Raw genomic sequence first — 20543 nt, forward strand, 5'->3', positions numbered from 1 at the left:
ATCAGTCTTCCAGCGGCTTGGGCGGCGCCGCCGGCTTGGCAGGTTTGGCCGGCTTGGCGGGCTTGCCGTCCTTGCCGGGCTTGGTTTCGGCCACCGGAGCCGCGACGCTCGGTGGGGTCACTGCCTTCTCGGCCGCAGGCAATTCGTCCACGGCCTTGAAGATCGACTCGGGTTCTACCGAACCATCGTGCTCGATCACATGCTTCTCGCCATCCTTGCCCACCAGGATCACCTGGGTACCGGTGCGCGCCCCCAGCTTGAGCTCGCGAATCAGCGCCATGGTGGTCTGTTGCTCAAGGTTCTTGTCGTCGCGCTTGCCGACCATGCCGGCAACGCTGTAGAGCACCAGGTTGCGTTCATCGAAGGCTTTCTTGGTGGCCGGATCCTTGAGGGCCTCGTTCAGGCCGCGCAGGGTCGGGTCGGCGGTGCTGGGCGCGATCACTATCAAGGGGCGGGACTTGTACAGGTCCTGGGTCAGGGGGGCGTCGTCGGCGAGGACGGGGCCGGCAATTGCCAGCAAGGTGGCGAGGGTCAGTGACCGGACGAGCATGCGCATCTCCTTCAAATTCCATGCATCAAAGACTACAGATCGCGTCGAAAGATCCGAGGTGCGAGCCTAAACTACAGGACGAATTCCGTGGGCAGGCTAAAGGTAACTTCCGGTTTCCAGGTAGGACCTTCGCCTCGTCCAGAGACGGCTGACATCTGAATCTGAGGATAGCTGAAGCTATCGGCCACGCCTGTCACCCCGCTGCCGAAGGATTGGACCATGAGCCTTGTCGAAACCCTGCTGTTGCTGCTGATCCTCGCCACCGCCCTGGGCTGTGGCTTGATGGGCGGGTTGTTCTTCGCCTTCTCCAACTTCGTGATGAAAGCCCTGGAGCGCATCCCCGAACAAAGCGCGGTGACAGCCATGCAGTCGATTAACCAGGTGGTGCTCAACCGGCTGTTCCTGGCCTTGTTCTTCGGCACCGCGCTGACCAGCGTGGGGTTGTTGGTCTGGGCCTACCAGCGCTGGCCGCTGCCGGGCAGCCTGTGCATGGCCATCGGCAGCGGGTTGTACCTGGCCGGCAATGTGGTGGTGACGATGCTGTTCAACGTGCCGAAGAACCAAGCCCTGGCCAGGCTCGATCCGGCCAGCGCCGAGGCCGCTGCGGCCTGGCACCGCTATGTGCCGGGCTGGAACCGCTGGAACCATGTGCGCACCGTCACCGCCCTGGCGGCAGCGGCCTGGTTGATGCTCGCGCTAGGATTGATAAGGGGCGTTTAGAAGCCGGCGGATCAAGACGGTTGTTCCCGCGATTCAGAACAGGCCCATCTGCCGGTCGATCAGGGCCGAGAAATCATCCTGCACGAACGGCAGGATGGCATCGGCCACCGGCTGCAACTGGCGGGTCAGGTAATGGTCGTAGTCGATGACCGAGTGCCGGGTTTCCAGCGGCTCAGGGCCCGCCACGGTGATTACGTAGCTGATCCACCCACCGTTCTGGTACTGGCGCGGCCGCCCCTGGCGCTGGTTGAATTCATCGGCCATGCGCGCCGCACGTACATGAGGCGGTACGTTGCGCTGGTAATCGGCCAGGGGCCTGCGCAAGCGCTTGCGGTAGATCAACAGCTCGTCGTGCTCGCCGGCCAGGGTCTTGCGCACGTATTCGCGCACGTACGCCTGATAGGGTTGGCGGCGGAAGATGCGCTCGTACAGTTCCTGCTGGAACTGGCGGGCCAGCGGCGACCAGTCGGTGCGCACGCTTTCCAGGCCCTTGTAGATCATCTCCTCGTGCCCGTCGTCGCGTTGCACCAGCCCGGCGTAGCGTTTCTTGCTGCCCTCCTCCGCGCCGCGAATGGTGGGCATCAGAAAACGCTTGTAGTGGGTCTCGTATTGCAGCTCCAGGGCGCTGGCCAGGCCGTAGGTATCACGCAGGTGATCACTCCACCACTGGTTGACCTGCTGCACCAGGCGCCGGCCGATGGCATCGGCGTCGGCCTCGTCATGGGCGCGCTTGAGCCAGACGAAGGTCGAGTCGGTGTCGCCATAGATCACGCTGTACCCCTGGGCCTCGATCAGCTCGCGGGTGCGGCGCATGATTTCATGGCCACGCATCGTGATCGACGACGCCAGGCGCGGGTCGAAGAAGCGACAACCACTGGAACCCAGCACGCCATAAAAGGCATTCATGATGATCTTCAAGGCCTGGGACAACGGCGCATTGTGCTCGCGCTTGGCCGTTTCGCGGCCCTGCCAGACCCGCTCGACGATCGCCGGCAGGCAATGCCGGGTACGCGAGAAGCGTGCGCCGCGAAACCCTGGCACCGAGTGTTGGTCATCCGGCGCGCGCAAACCTTCTACCAACCCCATCGGGTCGATCAGGAAGGTGCGAATGATGGAGGGGTACAGGCTCTTGTAGTCGAGCACCAGCACCGACTCGTACAACCCGGGCCGCGAATCCATGACGAATCCGCCGGGGCTGGCTTCCTCCGGTCGCTCGCCCTGGTTGGGCGCGACAAAGCCCTGGCGGTGCATCAAGGGTATGTACAAATGGCAGAACGCAGCCACCGAACCGCCACTACGGTCCGCCGGCAAGCCGGTGACCGTGGCACGTTCGAGCAGGAACGTGAGCAGTTCGGTCCTGGCGAAGATGCGGGTGACCAACTCACAGTCCTTGAGGTTGTAGCGGGCCAGGGCCGGCTTGTCCTCGGCGAACATGCGGTTGATTTCATCCATGCGCTGGTAGGGTGTGTCGATGGCCTTGCCCTCGCCAAGCAAGGTCTGGGCAACGTTCTCCAGGCTGAACGAAGGAAAACTCCAGGTCGCCGAGCGCAGCGCCTCGATCCCGTCGATGATCAGGCGCCCCGGGGCCCCGGCGAAAAAGTGCGCGCGGCTGCCGTGCTCGCGCCATTCCATCACCTCGCCCTCGCGCCCCAGGCGCAGCGGCACCTGCAATTGCTGGGCATGAGCGTGCAGCACGCGCAGGTCGAACTGCACCAGGTTCCAACCGATGATCGCATCAGGATCATGCACCGCCAGCCAGTGGTTCAGGCGTTCGAGCAACTGGCCGCGGCTGTCGCAGTACTCAAGGTCAAAATCGATGCCCCGAGGGTCGCCATTGGCCGGCCCAAGCATGTACACCTGGCGCTGGCCGCAACCTTCGAGGGCAATGGAGTAGAGCTCGCCACGTTCGGTGGTTTCGATGTCCAGCGACACCAGCTTCAGTGCCGGGCGGTAGTCGGGAGCGGGCTTGAGCTGGGCATCGTGGAGCACGCCGTGCTCATCTGGCGTGCCGCCGAAGCTGGCTGGCGCTGTGATGAAGCGCTCCATCAGGTAGCGCTCCGGCGGACGGATGTCGGCCTCGTAGACTTGCACCCCGGCCGCGCGCAGGCGCTTTTCCAGTTGGATCAACTGGCGGTGCTGGCGGCAGTAGAGGCCCAGCACCGGACGCTGTTCGAAGTCGCGAAGGCCCAGCGGGCGCAAGCTCACATCGCGCTCACCGCGCAGTACCGCCTGTGCCTGCGCCTCATGGGCTTCGGGTATGAAGGCCACCGATGTCTGCATCGGCAAGCGCACGCGCCGTGGGCCCTGGTCGGTGGCCAGCCAGAACTCCACGCAGGTGCCTGCCGGCGTGTCGCGCCAATGCCGGGTCAGGACAAATCCCTGCTGTAACTCCACCGCTGCAACCTCGATACCACTGGATAGCTGGCGATTCTACCTTAGCCGGGTACCCGGCTGCCCGGGGTAAAGCCGTGGCGTCGGGCGCGCGTGGCAATCAGCAGCGCGGCGCCTGTCAAGACGAGCAACACCCAGGTAAAGCTGCCGACGCCCCACTGGGTCAGTAGCACACCGCCCAGCAGGCCTCCGGCGGCAATCGCCAGGTTCCACACGGTAACGATCATCGACTGGGCCACATCGGCGCCCTCCCCGGCAGCGTCGGCGCTGGCGGTCTGCAGCAGGGTTGGTGCGCCGCCATACGTCAGCCCCCACAGCGCGACACTGAGGAACACCAGGGTTGGCGACTGGCCGCTGAAGCCCATCACCAGCGCCACGGCGGCAAACCCGACAAGGCTGAGTACCACCATGCTGCGCAAGTGCCGGTCGATCCAGGTTCCAACTAGGGCAATGCCCGCCAGGGCCGCAAGGCCAAAGGTCAGCAGCACCCAGCCGGTACTGGCCGCCATCCCGGCAGCCGTCAGGTACGGCACGATGTAGGTGTACAGCACGTTGTGCGCCAGCACCCACGCGAGGATCACCAGCAGCACCGCCAGCACCCCGGGCGTACGCAGCACCTGGCCGATACCGGGGCGCTGGCCCGGCTTGTGCCCCTCGAAATCCGGCACCGTGCACAGCACCCAGACGATCAGCGCCACGGACGACGCCGAAACCCACCCAAAGGTTGCCCGCCAGCCGATCAGCTCCCCCAGCCAGGTACCGGCCGGCACCCCGAGTGACAACGCGACCGGCGCACCGATCATCGCTACCGCCATGGCCCGGCCCTGCTGGGCCGGACTGACCATGCGCCGCGCATGCCCGGCGATCACCCCCCAGGCGAGGCCGGCGGCCACCCCGGTCATGAAGCGCGCGACCAGGGTCAACAGGTACGATTGCGACACGGCTGTCAGTGTGTTGAACAGCAAAAAGCCGACGATGGCCAGCAGCAACACCGGGCGCCGCCGCCAGCCCTGGGTCATGGTCACCAGCGGGATGGCCGTGAGCACCGAGCCCAGGGCATACACGGTCACCAGTTGCCCGGCCATCGCTTCGCTGATATGCATGCCTGCCGAGATCTGGCCGAGCAGACCGGCCGGCAAGGTCTCGCTGAGAATGGCGATGAAGCCGGTCATCGCCAGGGCCAGCAGACCACTGAGCGGAAGCGGCTGCTCGAGCGCCTCGCTGGTCGCCCGGGCATCGGCGCTGCAACTCATCTGAGTCATGGTGAAACTCCTGTTTGAAAGACAGGGCAACCTTACCGGCAGCGACCACTGCGGAAAAAGACGGGTACTATTCCGCACATCCAGGACACTGATGTCCGCAATAGGAGATACACGTGGATAGCCTCAACGGCTTTGTGGTGTTTGTGCGCGTTGCCGAGACCGGCAGCTTTGTCGCTGCCGCGCAGTCGCTGGGGGTCAGTGCGTCGGCCATTGGCAAACGGGTAGCGCGCCTGGAAGCCCGCCTGGGTGTGCGGCTGTTCCACCGCAGCACCCGCAGCATCACCCTCACGGCCGAAGGGACGGTATTCCTGGAGCGCAGCCGGCGCATCCTGGCCGAGATCGAGGCCACCGAACTCGAACTGTCGCAATCGACTGAAACCCCACGCGGGCGCCTGCGCGTCAGCCTGCCCCAGGTCACCGCGCTGGTGATGCCGGCCTTGAGCGAATTCATGGCGCTGTACCCGCAGGTCGAGCTGGACCTGGACTTCAGCGACCGGATGGTGGACATCGTCGGTGAAGGCTTCGATGTGGTGATGCGCGGCGGGACGCCGTCGGACTCGCGCCTCAACGCAAAATTCCTCGGCCATTTCCACCACCTGCTGGTGGGCTCCCCGGGTTACTTCCAACGCTGCGGCACGCCCCGTCACCCTGACGACCTGGCCCGGCATACCTGCCTGCACTATCGCTTCCCCAGCAACGGCAAGCTCGAACGCTGGCCGCTACGCAGCGAACAGCCCGGGCGCGACTACGACATCCCGGTGTCGATGGTCTGCAACCATGTCGAGACCCGCGTGTGCTTTGCCATGCGTGATCGCGGCATCACCTGCTTGCCGGATTTCACTGTGCGCCAGCAGTTGGCCAGGGGTGAGCTGGTCACGGTATTGGATGACTACCTGGAGCGACGCGGCAGTTTCTACCTGTTGTGGCCATCGGGGCGGCAGATGCCGTCGCGCTTGCGGGTGTTCATTGACTTCATGAGCGAGCGGGTGTTCGCCGACAGTGCCCGCGCCCACTATTAGTCATACAAATAGTCGAAGCCCTGCAAGGGCAGCTGCGGTGCCCGGGCGAGCAGCGATTCGCCCAGGGCCTGCACCCGCCTGGCCTGAGGGCTGGACCTGAGCCAGGTCAGGTAATAGCCCTCGCCGGTCGCCACCGCCTTGGGAAAAGGCGTGACCAGCCGACCGCTTTCGAGCTCGTTGCGGACCAGCAGCAGGTCCACCACCGCAATGCCTGCGCCCTGCTGGGCAGCAGACATGCCCTGGTCAAGGGTGTCGAACACCTGTCCGCAATCGATGGCTACCTGCAGGGCCCCCAAGCGAGTGAGCCAGCGCCGCCAGTCGCGGCGGTCGGGTGAAGGGTGCAGCAGGTGAACGGGGTCCAACTCGGACAATGCGACCGCCTTGGCAGCGCTGTGGCCCGGGCTGCACACCGGTACCAGCCATTCATCGAACAACTTGAGGTAGTCGACATCGGCGGCGAAACGTCCATCGCCCAGCAGGATCGCGGCATCGAATGGTTCGCTGTAGAAGTCGACGCGATCGACATCCATCCATACGCTCGACAGCTGCACCCGGCTGTGCGGCATTTGCTCGCGGAGCTGATCGAGCACTTTGAGCAACCAGCGCACCGTGAGGGTCGAGGGCGCCTTCAGGCGAATGCCGTTGCGGTCCTTTTTCAGCAGGCCGCAGGCGTTCTCGATGATCTTGAACCCGACCTTGAGTTCCTGGGCCAGCAGCCGCCCGGGCTCGGTCAGCGTCAAGCGGGGCCCGCGACGCTCGAACAGGGCGCACTCGTAAAGGCTTTCGAGGGTCTTGATGTGGTGGCTGACAGCACCTTGGGTGAGTGCCAGCTCCTGGGCGGCGCGGGTGAACGAGCCGTAGCGGGCAGCCACCTCGAAAGCCCTCAGCGCCTGGAGGGCGGGAATGCGTTCAGACATAGTCGATATCGAGCATTAGTAAAACTAATAGAAGGCCATAGTAACAGGCGTTTTACAAGGGCAAGGCTGCTCTCGAGAATACCGGTATACCTCACTCTCCGAGCCTGCCGATGAACACCGCCCTGCTGCTGTCCTATGCCCTGACCGTCCTGTTGTTGATTGCCACCCCGGGCCCCGTGGTGGCTCTGGTTGTCGACACCGCCGCCCGCGCCGGCCGGCGCCAGGCCGTGGCCACGGCCCTGGGCACCAATGGAGCCTCGTTGGTGCTGATCGCCGTGGCGGCCGGGGTGATTCTCACCAGCGTGGTGATCGACCCACGCTGGCTTGCGGCCTTGAGTCTGGTCGGCTGCCTGTTCATCGCCTACCTGGCCATTGGCAGCCTGCGCCAGGCCGGGCAGGACGACGCCCAGCCCGCGGCCAGTGCCGCTTCGGGCGGCTGGTGGCAAGGGTTTGCGGTAGGCCTGTCAAACCCGAAGGACATCCTGTTCTTTGTAGCCTTTTTCCCACAGTTCATTCAGGTGAGCACTCATGTAGGTCACAGCCTGTTACTACTTTCCCTTGTGTGGGTGATGATCGATCTGGCGATACTGGGCCTTTATATCTTCATGACCCACAAGCTCGTGTCCCCCGGTCATCAACGGCTGATCCGCCTGACCAGCGGTGGGTTGCTGCTGGTGATCGCCGTGGTGGGGCTGTTCTACAATCTCGAAGCGCTCCGCTCCTGATCCGCCGTGGGTTTGGTCTGCGGTCCTGGTACGGTTAGAATGAACGCCGAACACCCAGGCCCCTTCGAACCACACTATGGACAGTCGGATTGAACCCTGAACTTCACAGCCGTACCGAATTATTCATGCACAGCCGCCAGCCCCTGCTTCACAAAGGCCTCAACGTGATACGCGCGCAGGTACTGCGCAGCCTGATCCTTGTGATGGCCCCTGCCTGCGCCCTGGCTGACGATGCGCCCATCGATCCCCATGCCGACCTCTTGTACCGCCAGGCCCTGACCTTCCTGGAACAGGCCGAGGCACAGAGCAGCGGTTTCAGCCTCAAGACCAGCACCACCGACCAGGACCTGGCCCAACAAGGCCAGGCCTTGGGTCGCACCCTGGCGCCGGCGGTGAGCCTGCTGAAAAAAGCCGTCGAGCGCGAGCATCCGGTGGCCCGCTACCGCCTGGCGCTCTACTACATGACCTACCTGCCTGCCGATGAAATCCCTGCCGCTGCCTGCCCGCTGCTGCAAGACAGCCTTGCCCAGGGTTTTGCCCCGGCCGCCCTGGGGATCGAGACCTGGTGTACCGAGTACAGCCACAGCGCCGCATTTGCCAAGGATCTGGAAAAAATCCCCACCCTGGCCGCCCGCTACGCCGCCTACTATCCGCAGCCGGCCGAACGCCTGCAGTGCAACCGCCAGCAGCCCCAGGGCCTGGCGCTGCAATGGGGTCGCCAGCGCGACTACCAGGCCGAAATCTATCGCTTGCAGGGCAACATCAAGCCGGACCAGCGCCAGGCCTATTGGCAAAAAGCCGTAGACCTCAACGGTTGCTTTGCCGCCCAACAGCGGCTGTTGAGCCTTCAACACTGACGCCCCGCCCCAGCAATGGGTGACCGCACACAGCAAGATCGTTCAAGTCACCCGCTCCGCGCTCTGGCATTCTGTACGTCCTTGTTCAGCTGCCGCAGATTTACATGTCGACTCCACCCTTCGCACGCCAGGCGTTTATCCAAGGCGCCATCGCCATCCTGCCGTTGTCCCTTGCCGTCGCCCCCTGGGGGCTGCTGGCCGGATCGATGGCCATCGAAGCCAACCTCAGCCCGTGGGAGGGCCAGGGTCTGTCGGCGATCGTCTTTGCCGGTGCTGCACAACTGGTAGCGATCGGCATGATCAAGGGTGGGGCCAACCTGTTCTCGATTCTGTTGACCACCCTGCTGCTCACCTCCCAGCACCTGCTCTACGGGCTGTCGATGCGCCCTGTCCTGTCGGGGCTGCCAACCCGCTGGCGGCTGGGCCTGGGCTTTCTGCTCACCGATGAGTTCTTTGCCCTGACCAGCCAGTACGACCAGCAGCAGTTCAACCGCTGGTACGCCCTGGGGGTGGGCCTGACGTTCTACATTGCCTGGAACCTGTTCACCCTGGCCGGAATCATCCTGGGCCAGAACATTCCGCACCTGGACCAACTGGGCCTGGACTTCTCCATCGTCGCCACCTTCGTCGCCCTCATTGCCCCCCTGGTACGCAACCTGCCCACCGTGGTGTGCGTGGCGGTGTCGTTGTTCAGCTCGGTGCTGTTCAGTGCCTGGCACTGGGAAACCGGCCTGGTGGCCGCCGGACTGCTGGGCATGAGTGCAGGCTTCATCTGCCAGAAATTCAGCGGAGCACGCGCATGATCTTTGCCTTGATTATCGGAATGGGCCTGCTGGTGTTCCTCAACCGCTATGCCTTTCTCGAACCGCGCCTGCCCCTGCGCCTGAGTTCCAATGCGCGACAGTTCCTGGGCTTTGCCGTACCGGGCATGCTCACGGCAATATGCGGACCGATCATTTTCCTGCCGGGCCACCAGCTCGACTTGAGCCTGGCCAATCCCTACCTGCTCGGCTCGGTGGTGGCAGTAGTGCTGGTGCTGTTGACCCGCAGCACCTTGATCAGCATGCTGGTGAGCATGGCTTTCTTCTTTGTCTTTCGCTGGTGGTTGAACGGCAGTCCATGAACGCAGCAGCCCAAGAACAGACCCGCTTCTGGCAAGCCCCCGCCCTGGGCGATATCGAGCTGTTGCACGCCCGCTACATCCAGCAGCGCTTCGCACCCCATGTGCATGAAGGCTATGTCATCACCATCATCGAGTCCGGTGCCCAGCGCTTCTGGCACCGGGGCAGCGAGCACCTGGCGCCGGTGGGCAGTATGGTGCTGATCAATCCAGACGAGTTGCACACCGGGGCCAAGGCCCATGAACAGGGCTGGCGCTATCGCGGCTTCTACCCCGACAGCGAGCGCATCACCGGCGTGCTCGACGAGCTGGAACTCAAGCGCGACGGCCTGCCCAGCTTTCAGGCCAGCGTGCTGCACGACCCGCAACTGGCCAAGGCATTCAGTTGGCTGCACAGCTCTGCCGAACATGGTGCCAGCGCACTGGAACAACAGACTGCCTGGCGCGAGGCGGTGTTGTTGCTGCTGCAGCGTCATGCCCACGTGGTCAGCCCTCGCGCGCCGGGCAATGAACCGTGCGCGGTGGCCCGCGCCAAAGAACTGATGGACAGTCGCCTGGCCTACCCCCCTTCGCTGCAGGAACTGGCCCAGGCTGTCAGCCTGTCGCCGTTTCATTTTGCCCGGGTGTTTCGCCAGGCCACGGGACTGCCGCCGCACGCCTGGCTCAAGCAACGTCGTTTGAGCCGCGCACGCGAGCTGTTGAAGAACGATTGCCTGCCCTTCAATGTGGCGTTTGCGTTGGGGTTTTCGGATCAGAGCCACTTGAACCGACAGTTCAAGCAGGCCTATGGGGTGACCCCCGGAGAGTATCGGCGGGCATGCATGGGGTAGGAGCGGGAGCCGGCATTGCCGGCTCCCGCTCGTTTGTCAGGCCGGAGCCGACGTCCGGATCAGGTGGTCGAAGGCCGCCAGCGAAGCCTTGGCACCCTCGCCCACGGCAATCACGATCTGCTTGTACGGCACCGTGGTCACGTCGCCTGCGGCAAACACACCCGGCAGGTTGGTCTGGCCACGGGCATCGACAATGATCTCGCCACGCGGCGACAACTCGACAGTGCCCTTGAGCCAATCGGTGTTGGGCAGCAGGCCGATCTGTACAAAGATGCCTTCCAGCGCGATGTCATGCAGCTCATCGCTGTTGCGGTCCTTGTAGCGCAGGCCGTTGACCTGCTCGCCATCGCCCAGCACTTCGGTAGTCAGGGCGCTGGTGATGACCTTGACGTTCGGCAGGCTGTGCAGCTTGCGTTGCAACACGGCATCGGCGCGCAACTGGCTGTCGAACTCGATCAGGGTCACCTGGGCGACGATACCCGCAAGATCGATGGCCGCTTCTACACCCGAGTTGCCACCACCGATCACCGCCACGCGCTTGCCCTTGAACAACGGGCCATCGCAATGCGGGCAGTAGGCAACGCCACGGCTGCGGTACTCTTTTTCACCCGGCACGTTCATTTCGCGCCAGCGGGCACCGGTGGCCAGGATGACGGTCTTGGCCTTGAGCGAGGCCCCACTGGCCAGGCGCACTTCATGCAAGCCACCGTCCGTGGCCGGGATCAGCGCTTCACCGCGTTGCAGGTTCATGATGTCGACATCGTACTGCTTGACGTGCTCTTCCAGGGCCATGGCCAGTTTCGGGCCTTCGGTTTCCTGCACCGAGATGAAGTTCTCGATAGCCATGGTGTCGAGTACCTGACCGCCGAAGCGCTCCGCCGCGACACCGGTACGGATGCCTTTGCGCGCAGCATAGATTGCTGCTGCAGCGCCGGCAGGACCACCACCGATCACCAGCACGTCAAAGGCGCCCTTGGCGTTGATCTTCTCGGCCTGGCGCTCACCGGCGCTGGTGTCCAGCTTGGCGAGGATCTCTTCCAGGCCCATGCGCCCCTGGCCGAAGACTTCACCGTTGAGGTAGACGCTCGGCACGGCCATGACCTTGCGCGATTCGACTTCCGCCTGGAACAGAGCACCGTCGATGGCGACGTGACGCACGTTGGGGTTGAGCACCGCCATCAGGTTCAGCGCCTGGACCACGTCCGGGCAGTTCTGGCACGACAGCGAGAAGTAGGTTTCAAAGTTGAACTCACCCTTGAGGGTGCTGATCTGCTCGATCACTTGTGCGCTGGCCTTGGACGGATGACCGCCGACCTGCAGCAGGGCGAGCACCAGCGAGGTGAACTCGTGGCCCATGGGGATGCCGGCGAAGCGCAGGCTGATATCCGCTCCCGGGCGATTGAGCGAGAACGAAGGGCGACGGGCGTCGCTGCCGTCTTCGCGCAAGGTAATGAGGGTCGACAGGCCGGCGATTTCCACCAGCAGGTCGCGCAATTCGCGGGATTTCGCGCCGTCATCGAGGGAGGCAACGATCTCGATCGGCTGAGTGACCCGCTCCAGGTAGGTTTTCAACTGAGTTTTAAGCGTGGCGTCCAACATACGGGCGATTCCTTTTTCAAACGGTAGAAAGTAAAACGCCCGGGCGAAAGCGCCCGGGCGTTTTTGCGGGGCGGTGACAACGTCAGGTGCGGCGGACCACCGCCCTCGGCTGGCTCACGGTCTTAGATCTTGCCGACCAGGTCCAGCGATGGCGCCAGAGTGGCTTCGCCTTCTTTCCACTTGGCCGGGCACACTTCGCCTGGGTGGGCAGCAACGTACTGGGCAGCCTTGATCTTGCGCAGCAGTTCGCTGGCGTCACGGCCTACACCACCGTCGTTCAGTTCGACGATCTTGATCTGGCCTTCAGGGTTGATCACGAAGGTGCCACGGTCAGCGATACCGGCTTCTTCGATCAGCACGTCGAAGTTGCGCGAGATGACGTGGGTCGGGTCACCGATCAACGGGTACTGGATCTTGCCGATGGTGTCCGAGGTGTCGTGCCAGGCTTTGTGGGTGAAGTGGGTGTCGGTGGACACGCCGTAGATTTCCACGCCCAGGTCTTTGAACTCGGCGTAGTTGTCGGCCAGGTCGCCCAGTTCAGTCGGGCAGACGAAGGTGAAGTCGGCTGGGTAGAAGAACACCACAGACCATTTGCCCTTCAGGTCGGCTTCAGACACTTCGACGAACTTGCCCTGGTGGTAAGCAGTGGCTTTGAACGGTTTTACCTGGCTATTGATGATAGGCATGAGTGACTCTCCTTCAGGGGGTTGAAAAATCTGATGGGAGAATCGTAGCTAATACACTGGCTCAATGCTCATTGGTAAAGCTGATGTTGCTGATTGGTTTTGGCTATAACAGATGCGTATTAATAGAAGGGATTAGTTGGAAGCATCGCGGGGCAAGCCACTCCCACAAAAACCTGCAGGAGCGGGCTTGCCCCGCGATAAACGCAACGCTTAGCGAGTCGGCGTACGCAGCGTAACGAACTCCTCGGCCGCCGTCGGATGCACGCCGATGGTTTCGTCGAACTGTTGCTTGGTCGCCCCGGCCTTGAGCGCAATGCCCAGGCCCTGGATGATCTCGCCCGCATCGGGGCCGACCATATGGCAACCCAGCACGCGGTCGGTATCGGCGTCGACCACCAGCTTCATCAGGGTCTTTTCCTGCACATGGGTCAGGGTCAGTTTCATCGGCCGGAAGCGGCTTTCGAAAATCTGCACCTGGTGCCCCTGCTCCAGCGCCTGCTCCTCGGTCAGGCCCACGGTACCGATCGGAGGCTGGCTGAACACCGCTGTCGGGATGTTCTGGTAGTCGACCGGGCGGTATTGCTCGGGCTTGAACAGGCGACGCGCCACGGCCATGCCTTCGGCCAGGGCCACGGGCGTCAGTTGCACGCGGCCAATGACATCGCCAATGGCCAGGATCGACGGTTCGGTGGTCTGGTACTGGTCATCGACGCGGATGAAACCACGCGGGTCCAACTCGACCCCGGTGTTTTCCAGGCCCAGGTTGTCGAGCATCGGGCGCCGGCCGGTGGCGTAGAACACGCAGTCGGCCAGCAGCTCGCGGCCATCCTTGAGAGTGGCCTTGAGGCTGCCGTCGTCCTGGCGGTCGATGCGCTGGATATCGCTGTTGAACTGCAGGTCCAGGCCGCGCTTTTCCAGCTCTTCCTTGAGGTGGGTACGTACGCCGCCGTCAAAACCGCGCAGGAACAGATCGCCGCGATACAGCAGCGAGGTCTTGGCGCCCAGGCCCTGGAAGATGCCGGCGAACTCGACGGCAATGTAGCCACCGCCGACGACCAGTACACGCTTTGGCAACTCCTTGAGGTAGAACGCCTCGTTGGAGCTGATCGCCAGCTCCTTGCCCGGAATGTCGGGAATCTGCGGCCAGCCGCCCGTGGCGATGAGGATGTGCTTGGCGCTGTAACGCTGGCCATCGACTTCAACTTCATGGGCACCGGCGAGCTTGGCGTGCCCTTCGAGCAGGGTCACCCCGCTGTTGACCAGCAGGTTGCGGTAGATGCCATTGAGCCGCTCGATTTCGCGGTTCTTGTTGGCGATCAGCTGGCCCCAGTCGAACTGGGCGTCTTCCAGCGACCAGCCAAAGCCCGCCGCTTGCTCGAAGTCATCGGAAAAGTGGGCGCCGTACACCAGCAGCTTTTTTGGCACGCAGCCGACGTTGACGCAGGTGCCACCCAGGTAGCGGCTTTCGGCAACCGCCACCTTCGCACCGAAACCTGCGGCAAAACGCGCCGCGCGCACACCGCCGGAACCGGCGCCAATCACGAACAGATCAAAATCATGGGCCATTTCAGTCTCCTTGCCAGGCCGACAGCATACCCCCTGTCAGGGGCCGTAAACAAAAAAGCCACCCGAAGGTGGCTTTCTCACACAACACCGATGGCTCAGTAGGCCTTGCCGGTCTTGTAGAAGTTCTCGAAGCAGAAGTTGGTGGCGTCGATGTAGCCTTCTGCACCACCGCAGTCGAAGCGCTTGCCCTTGAACTTGTAGGCCATGACGCAGCCGTTCTGGGCCTGCTTCATCAGGGCGTCGGTGATCTGGATTTCACCACCCTTGCCTGGCTCGGTTTCTTCGATCAGCTTGAAGATGTCCGGGGTCAGGATGTAGCGGCCGATGATGGCCAGGTTCGACGGCGCATCTTCAGGGGCAGGTTTTTCGACCATGCTGTTCACACGGTAGATGTCGTCGCGGATCATTTCGCCGGCGATCACGCCGTACTTGTTGGTTTCCTGCGGATCGACTTCCTGGATGGCGACGATCGAGCAGCGGAACTGCTCGTACAGCTTGACCATCTGCTTGAGCACGCCGTCACCTTCGAGGTTGACGCACAGGTCGTCAGCCAGCACCACGGCGAACGGCTCGTCGCCGATCAGCGGGCGGCCAGTGAGGATGGCGTGGCCCAGGCCTTTCATTTCGGTCTGGCGAGTGTAGGAGAACGAGCACTCGTCGAGCAGGCGGCGGATACCGACCAGGTACTTTTCCTTGTCGGTGCCCTTGATCTGGTTTTCCAGCTCGTAGCTGATGTCGAAGTGGTCTTCCAGGGCGCGCTTGCCGCGGCCGGTAACGATGGAAATCTCGTTCAGTCCAGCTTCCAGCGCTTCTTCAACGCCGTACTGGATCAGTGGCTTGTTCACCACCGGCAGCATTTCCTTGGGCATGGCTTTGGTAGCAGGCAGGAAGCGGGTGCCGTAACCGGCTGCCGGGAACAAGCATTTCTTGATCATATACGTCCTTAACAAGGGCTTTGCGTACGAAATTCGGCGCAGTCTAATCAGGCGGCAGTCACCTTACAATGCCCTGCCACCGGGCGGCCGATGCCATGATAGAGAAATCCTAGTGTAGATAGTTCCCCCGGATCATAAATATTGCGCCCATCGAAGACCACGGGCATACGCATCAAGCCGCGCAAGCGGACGAAATCGGGCTGGCGGTATTGTTTCCACTCGGTCACCAGCACCAGGGCATCGGCGCCCTCGGCGCACGCGTAGGGATTGGCCGACAAACGCAACCGACCGCTGGCCACGGCCTCGGGATTGCGCTGTGCCGCACCTTCCAGGGCCGCGGGGTCGGTAGCCTGGACCCGCGCGCCAGCGGCCAGCAATGCGTCGATCAACACCAGGCTCGGCGCTTCGCGCAGATCATCGGTACCCGGCTTGAACGCCAGCCCCCAGACCGCCACCACCCGACCGTGCAAGAAACCGCCAAAGTGCCGGACCAGCGCCTCGAACAGCAAAGTCTTCTGCAATGCATTGCGGGCCTGCACGGCCTCGAGGATCGCGATGCGGTAGCCGACGGATTGCGCGGTGTGGAGCAAGGCCCGGACATCCTTGGGAAAACACGAGCCGCCATATCCGCAGCCGGCGTAGATGAAGTGCGTGCCGATGCGCGTATCGCTGCCGATGCCACGGCGCACCTGCTCGATGTCCACATCCAGCTGTGCACACAGCCCGGCCAGTTCGTTGATAAAGGAGATTTTCGTCGCCAGAAAGGCGTTGGCGGCGTACTTGCTGAACTCGGCGGCCCTTGGGTTCATCAGCAGTACCCGATCATGGTTGCGCACAAACGGGCTGTACAGGCGCTGCAACAGTGCCGCGGCGTCCGGGTCGTCGCAACCGAGGATGATCCGGTCAGGGCGCATGAAATCGTCGATGGCGCTACCTTCCTTGAGAAACTCCGGATTGCTCGCCACCTTCACCGGTATGTTCAGCCCGCGGGTCTTGAGACCTTGCAGGATGTGCCGGGCCACCTGTTCGCAGGTGCCCACCGGCACGGTCGACTTGTTGACCACAAGGCATGGCCGGGTCAGCAACTGCCCCAGTGCCTCGGCCACCGCCAGCACGTGACCGAGATCGGCCGAGCCATCCTCCTGGCTGGGTGTCCCCACGGCGATAAAGGCAACCTCGGCCTGCGCCACGCCTTTGTCCAGGGCCTCGGTAAAACCGAGCCGGCCACTGGCCAATTGCGCCTTGAGCAGCGCTTCAAGGCCCGGCTCATGGATCGGACATTCGCCGCGCTGCAAACGCGCCAACCGTTGCCGGTCGCGCTCCACGCACACCACCTGGTTGCCCATTTCGGCAAAACAGGCCGCCGTCACCAGCCCCACATAACCCGCTCCGATCACACACAGTCGCATGGCCGCTTCTCCTTGCTGGGATGCGGTCATTGCAACCAAGGGGTATTGCACCGGCATGACGACTTTGCGTCATGCCGGTGACAAGGGGCTATTTGCCAGTGCCCTGCCCGATCAGCACGCCATCGAGCTTCTGCCCGTACAGGTTGACCCCGTCGTTGGCGTGGTACTTGAGGCGGGTTTTCTCGATCGAGCCTTCCACCAGGCGCGGGTCCTGCGGGCGCTCGTGGCGGTTGATGAAGGCCGCCACGTCCCAGGCCTGCTGGTCGCTCAGGCTGCCGGGCTTGCCCAGGGGCATGTTGTACTTGATGAAGGACGCGGCGGTGTTGATCCGGTGCATGCCGGCGCCCCAGTTGTACGAGTCCTTGCCCCACAGCGGCGGCATGACGTAGTCCTTGGCCACCTTCTGCCCTTCGCCATTGGCGCCGTGACAGATCGAGCACTGCTGCTGGTAAACCTGCTCGCCGCGCTTGAAGTCATAGCCCTGTGCAGGCTTGGGCACTTCGGGATAGCCGCGGCCCGGGGTTTCCACGCCAATCGGCGCCTTGCTCGCCAGCCAGTAGGCATACACCGACAAGGCGGTCATTTCCGGGCTGTCCGCCGCCGGCGGCGTGCCGTTCATGCTGAACTGGAAGCAACCCTGGATACGCTCGGCAAAGGTGTTGACCTTGTCGTTTTTCTTGCGGTAGGCCGGATACATGGGGTACGCGCCCCACAGCGGTGCCGAATTGCCCAGCCGCCCCTGGTCCAGGTGGCAGTTGCTGCAGTTGAGGCCGTTGCCGACCTTGTCGGGCATCATCCGCCGGGTATCGACGAACAAGGCATGGCCCTGGCGGACCATCTTGCCGAAGGCGTTGTCTGGCAACTCGCTCTCGGCGGGCGGTGCAAACCCGGGGGCGCCGCTGGCAGCCGGCACCTTGATCTGCGACTGATCGTCCATGGCAATCGGTGCGGCGTGGGCAGTTCCCAGGGCCAAGGCCAGGGCCCCGAACATCAATGGTTTCATGGCTTGGCCTCCGTGCTTGCAGGGGTGGCGAAGTAGTTGGCAATCGCCTGGATTTCCTCATCGCTCATGGCTTTTGCCACGCCCACCATCAACTGGTTCGGGTCGTTGCTGCGACTGCCGTCGCGCCAGGCATTGAGTTGTGCCACAAGGTAAGCAGCGGGCTGATGGGCCAGGGGCGGGAAATGCTCGCCAACGCCAACGCCACCCGGGCCGTGGCACTGCACACAGCCGGGCAGTTTGCGACTCCAGTCGCCATACAGCGCCAGCTTCTGGGTAGCGTCGCTGGCCATTTGCTGGCGACGGGTATCGGCGACGGGATCGCTGGGCATGGCAGCCAGGGTGGTGGTGACCGCCTGGATCTCCTCATCGCTGAGGGCCTTGGCCAGGGGCTCCATGATCGGGTTCTTGCGACTGCCGTCACGGAAGTCGTGCAGTTGTTTGCTCAAGTAGGCGGCAGGCAAGCCGGCCAAACGAGGGAACCCAGCCGCTGCCATGCCCTTGCCATCGGCGCCGTGGCACCCCAGGCAAGCCATCGCGGCGGGGTTCTGCCCGCCCTGGCTGAAGATTTTCTGGCCGTCTGCGGCGTGAGCTGCGGTGACTGAGAACAGCAGCAGGCTGCTCATCAGGATTCGATCCAGTGGGATCATCACGGACTCCATTTTCTTGTTATAAGCTTAGGCTTATTTGTCATAAGCCTATGGATAGTAGGCCTATCCATCGCCAGCGACAACGCTGTACGGCACAAGAAAATGGCAAATCGCCAGCTGAAACGATTAGCTTGCTAGCAAACAGGGCTGCATCGCTCAGCCGGAGATGCAGTGCGTTGCTGCGGTTTTCACATCACCCAGGCGCAGCGGGAAATTGTTCAACCGCTCATACAGCTTGATGCTGCTTCCGCCGCCACGCTCATTGATGTCGACCAGGGCGGCAGGCCCCGCACCGACCTTCTGCGGCACGACCAGGCGCAGCCCGTCGTGGTGCTTCTCCACCTCCAGCGGACCACGCGTCTCGGCCAGCTCCTGCTGCACGCAAACGGCGTACTCCTGGGGCTTCTTGCCGGAGATCACGCTCAGGGTTTCCGGCGTGTTTTCAAGTTCCGAGACGCTTACACAACCACCCAGCGTAACTGCCAGCGCTGCTACAACCCACTTCATCAAGCTACACCTCCACCACGGAAAGACAGTCTGACCACGTTCCGTCCATTTTGCTCCCTTTGTTGGCAGAATTATCGCGCTGGCCAGTACGAAGGGCGGCAGCGTGACCGGCGATCATGGTATCGTTTCGGTTTGCCGACAGATCCTTTGCGGAGAGCAACATGAAATTCGTACACCAGCGCGAGCACCTCAACGAGGATGACATCGTCGTCATCCACTGCTCCCAGCGCTGCAATATCCGCCTGATGAACGACGCCAACTTCCGCAGCTTCAAGAATGGTGGTCGCCATACCTATCATGGCGGCGCCTTTGTCGACTTCCCGGCCAAGATCACCGTGCCCAGCACCGGCTTCTGGAACATCACCATCGATACCGTCGGCCCCCGGGCCTTGTCGGCCGTAACCAAGCCGACCTTCACCCACACCATCAAAATTATCCGCCGTTCCTCGTCGAAGCTGAGATAAGCCCATGAGCCAGACCATCAAGTACGTCATCAAGTACAAGCTCGACGGCGAGCGTCGTTTCGACTTCGCGCTGCTCAGCAGCGACGCGCCGGACCAGGTGCAGGCCGCGCTGGAAAAACTGCACGGCGAAGACGCCAAGAAAATCACCGACATCAAGGTGAGCAAAGCCCTGTAACCGCAGCACCGCACAAGGACGCCCAGGCATGAACCGTTGGCCAGATACTCGACTTCTTGACGTGCTCGGCATCGAAGTGCCGATCATCCAGGCGCCAATGGCCGGCTCCACCGGCTCTGCCATGGCCATTGCCGTGAGCAACGCCGGCGGCCTGGGTTCCCTGCCTTGTGCAACGCTGGGCCTCGAGCAGATCCGCAGCGAGCTTGAAGCGTTCAGGCAGGCCAGCCAAGGCCCGCTCAACGTCAACTTCTTCTGCCATCAGCCGCCCCAGCCCGATCCTGTCCGCGATGCCGCCTGGAAACAGGCACTCAAGCCGTACTACGACGAACTGGGCGCCGACTTCGACGCACCGACCCCGGTGTCCAACCGCGCGCCGTTCGATGACGCGAGCTGCCAGCTGATCGAGCATTTCAAGCCCGCCGTGGTCAGCTTTCACTTCGGCCTGCCGCAGGCGAGCCTGCTCGAGCGGGTCAAGGCTAGCGGCGCCAAGGTGCTGTCCAGCGCCACCACGGTCGATGAAGCGCTGTGGCTCGAGCAACATGGCTGCGACGCGATCATCGCCATGGGCTACGAAGCCGGCGGCCATCGCGGAATGTTCCTGAGCAGCGACCTCAACACCCAGGTCGGCACCCTGGCGCTGGTGCCCCAGGTGGTCGACGCGGTGAAGGTGCCGGTGATTGCCGCCGGCGGCATCGGGGACCATCGCGGTATTGTCGCGGCGCTGGCCCTGGGCGCCTCGGCGGCGCAACTGGGCACCGCCTACCTGCTGTGCCCCGAAGCCAAGGTATCTGACGCCCACCGTCAGGCGCTGCAAAACGCCAAGGACAGCGACACGGCGCTGACCAATCTGTTCACCGGTCGCCCGGCCCGCGGCATCAACACCCGACTCATGCGCGAGTTGGGGCCGATGAGCGCGCTGGCACCGCACTTTCCGCTGGCCGGTGGCGCGCTCATGCCGCTGCGGGCGATCAGCGAGCCTGCCGGCAACAGCGACTTCAGCAATCTCTGGTCGGGCCAGGCGGCGCGTCTGGCCCAGGCCTTGCCGGCAGGTGAGCTGACCCGCCTGCTTGCGCAAAAGGCCCTTGCCCAGCTACGTCGATAAAACAGAGCTTTCCGTTTTTCGGACAATCGCTATATATTCCTGTATACAACGATTATCCC

Annotated in this window: 22 protein-coding genes; 10 read left to right on the forward strand and 12 right to left on the reverse strand. The window is 63.1% G+C overall.

The genetic code is table 11. The features are described from left to right. Window position 1: 1 nt before the first annotated feature. On the reverse strand, window positions 2–550 hold the full coding sequence (locus NPS58_RS15700) for a DUF4174 domain-containing protein (RefSeq protein ID WP_274116271.1): 549 nt from the start codon (window positions 548–550) through the stop codon (window positions 2–4). Between the two features lie 219 nt (window positions 551–769). Between NPS58_RS15700 and NPS58_RS15705 the strand changes: the two genes are divergently transcribed. After that, entirely contained in the window at window positions 770–1270 is a 501-nt protein-coding gene (locus tag NPS58_RS15705) for a DUF1772 domain-containing protein (protein WP_274116272.1), read from the forward strand. Window positions 1271–1303: 33 nt separating this feature from the next. Here the strand turns inward: NPS58_RS15705 and NPS58_RS15710 are convergent, their stop codons facing one another. Next, window positions 1304–3664, reverse strand: coding sequence for a DNA polymerase II (locus NPS58_RS15710; protein ID WP_274116273.1), 2361 nt, complete (start codon window positions 3662–3664; stop codon window positions 1304–1306). 41 nt (window positions 3665–3705) lie between these two features. After that, window positions 3706–4923, reverse strand: a complete 1218-nt coding sequence (locus NPS58_RS15715; RefSeq protein WP_274116274.1) for an MFS transporter — start codon at window positions 4921–4923, stop codon at window positions 3706–3708. 113 nt (window positions 4924–5036) lie between these two features. On the opposite strand from NPS58_RS15715, the gene NPS58_RS15720 reads away from it, so the two are divergent. Continuing rightward, window positions 5037–5942 carry a LysR family transcriptional regulator gene (locus tag NPS58_RS15720; protein WP_274116275.1) on the forward strand — a complete coding sequence of 302 codons (906 nt, stop codon included), beginning with the start codon at window positions 5037–5039 and terminating at the stop codon, window positions 5940–5942. Here NPS58_RS15720 and NPS58_RS15725 read toward each other — a convergent pair. After that, complete coding sequence (locus tag NPS58_RS15725; RefSeq protein ID WP_274116276.1) at window positions 5939–6859, reverse strand: LysR substrate-binding domain-containing protein; 921 nt, start codon at window positions 6857–6859, stop codon at window positions 5939–5941. The genes NPS58_RS15720 and NPS58_RS15725 overlap by 4 nt on opposite strands. Before the next feature lie 110 nt (window positions 6860–6969). On the opposite strand from NPS58_RS15725, the gene NPS58_RS15730 reads away from it, so the two are divergent. The 5 genes from NPS58_RS15730 (at window position 6970) to NPS58_RS15750 (ending at window position 10391) form a co-directional block, all read left to right on the forward strand. Continuing rightward, complete coding sequence (locus NPS58_RS15730) at window positions 6970–7584, forward strand: LysE family translocator (protein ID WP_274116277.1); 615 nt, start codon at window positions 6970–6972, stop codon at window positions 7582–7584. Between the two features lie 203 nt (window positions 7585–7787). Then, window positions 7788–8441, forward strand: coding sequence for a sel1 repeat family protein (locus NPS58_RS15735; protein WP_274116550.1), 654 nt, complete (start codon window positions 7788–7790; stop codon window positions 8439–8441). Window positions 8442–8545: 104 nt separating this feature from the next. Beyond that, entirely contained in the window at window positions 8546–9244 is a 699-nt protein-coding gene (locus NPS58_RS15740) for an AzlC family ABC transporter permease (RefSeq protein WP_274116278.1), read from the forward strand. After that, complete coding sequence (locus NPS58_RS15745; protein WP_128325690.1) at window positions 9241–9564, forward strand: AzlD domain-containing protein; 324 nt, start codon at window positions 9241–9243, stop codon at window positions 9562–9564. The genes NPS58_RS15740 and NPS58_RS15745 overlap by 4 nt, the downstream gene beginning before the upstream one ends. Beyond that, window positions 9561–10391, forward strand: coding sequence for an AraC family transcriptional regulator (locus NPS58_RS15750; RefSeq protein ID WP_274116279.1), 831 nt, complete (start codon window positions 9561–9563; stop codon window positions 10389–10391). The genes NPS58_RS15745 and NPS58_RS15750 overlap by 4 nt, the downstream gene beginning before the upstream one ends. 36 nt (window positions 10392–10427) lie before the next feature. Here the strand turns inward: NPS58_RS15750 and ahpF are convergent, their stop codons facing one another. From ahpF to NPS58_RS15790, 8 genes are all read right to left on the reverse strand, one after another. Further along, entirely contained in the window at window positions 10428–11990 is a 1563-nt protein-coding gene (gene ahpF, locus NPS58_RS15755) for an alkyl hydroperoxide reductase subunit F (RefSeq protein WP_274116280.1), read from the reverse strand. 122 nt (window positions 11991–12112) lie between these two features. Beyond that, window positions 12113–12676 (reverse strand): alkyl hydroperoxide reductase subunit C, encoded by a 564-nt coding sequence (gene ahpC / locus NPS58_RS15760; protein WP_038612379.1) that lies wholly within the window; start codon window positions 12674–12676, stop codon window positions 12113–12115. Window positions 12677–12886: 210 nt separating this feature from the next. Further along, entirely contained in the window at window positions 12887–14242 is a 1356-nt protein-coding gene (gene gorA, locus NPS58_RS15765; RefSeq protein ID WP_274116281.1) for a glutathione-disulfide reductase, read from the reverse strand. A gap of 95 nt (window positions 14243–14337) precedes the next feature. Beyond that, window positions 14338–15177, reverse strand: a complete 840-nt coding sequence (galU, locus tag NPS58_RS15770) for a UTP--glucose-1-phosphate uridylyltransferase GalU (RefSeq protein WP_274116282.1) — start codon at window positions 15175–15177, stop codon at window positions 14338–14340. Between the two features lie 47 nt (window positions 15178–15224). Further along, window positions 15225–16586, reverse strand: coding sequence for a UDP-glucose dehydrogenase family protein (locus tag NPS58_RS15775; protein ID WP_274116283.1), 1362 nt, complete (start codon window positions 16584–16586; stop codon window positions 15225–15227). Between the two features lie 88 nt (window positions 16587–16674). Continuing rightward, window positions 16675–17589 (reverse strand): c-type cytochrome, encoded by a 915-nt coding sequence (locus tag NPS58_RS15780; RefSeq protein ID WP_274116284.1) that lies wholly within the window; start codon window positions 17587–17589, stop codon window positions 16675–16677. Continuing rightward, window positions 17586–18236 carry a c-type cytochrome gene (locus tag NPS58_RS15785; protein WP_274116285.1) on the reverse strand — a complete coding sequence of 217 codons (651 nt, stop codon included), beginning with the start codon at window positions 18234–18236 and terminating at the stop codon, window positions 17586–17588. Before NPS58_RS15785 ends, NPS58_RS15780 begins: the two co-directional genes overlap by 4 nt. A 156-nt stretch (window positions 18237–18392) precedes the next feature. Continuing rightward, the gene (locus NPS58_RS15790) at window positions 18393–18743 is read right to left on the reverse strand and encodes a hypothetical protein (protein ID WP_274116286.1); all 351 of its coding nucleotides are present in this window, start codon (window positions 18741–18743) and stop codon (window positions 18393–18395) included. A gap of 161 nt (window positions 18744–18904) precedes the next feature. On the opposite strand from NPS58_RS15790, the gene NPS58_RS15795 reads away from it, so the two are divergent. Genes NPS58_RS15795 through NPS58_RS15805 form a run of 3 tightly spaced genes read left to right on the forward strand, consistent with a single transcriptional unit; the run spans window position 18905 to window position 20484 of the window. Beyond that, window positions 18905–19207 carry a DUF1883 domain-containing protein gene (locus tag NPS58_RS15795; RefSeq protein WP_028941873.1) on the forward strand — a complete coding sequence of 101 codons (303 nt, stop codon included), beginning with the start codon at window positions 18905–18907 and terminating at the stop codon, window positions 19205–19207. A 4-nt stretch (window positions 19208–19211) separates the two neighbouring features. Next, on the forward strand, window positions 19212–19382 hold the full coding sequence (locus tag NPS58_RS15800) for a hypothetical protein (RefSeq protein ID WP_274116287.1): 171 nt from the start codon (window positions 19212–19214) through the stop codon (window positions 19380–19382). Window positions 19383–19410: 28 nt separating this feature from the next. Beyond that, on the forward strand, window positions 19411–20484 hold the full coding sequence (locus tag NPS58_RS15805; RefSeq protein WP_274116288.1) for an NAD(P)H-dependent flavin oxidoreductase: 1074 nt from the start codon (window positions 19411–19413) through the stop codon (window positions 20482–20484). Window positions 20485–20543 lie beyond the last annotated feature (59 nt).

Origin of the sequence: Pseudomonas putida (assembly GCF_028682455.1) — a bacterium.
Taxonomy (GTDB): Bacteria; Pseudomonadota; Gammaproteobacteria; order Pseudomonadales; family Pseudomonadaceae; genus Aquipseudomonas; species Aquipseudomonas putida_AA.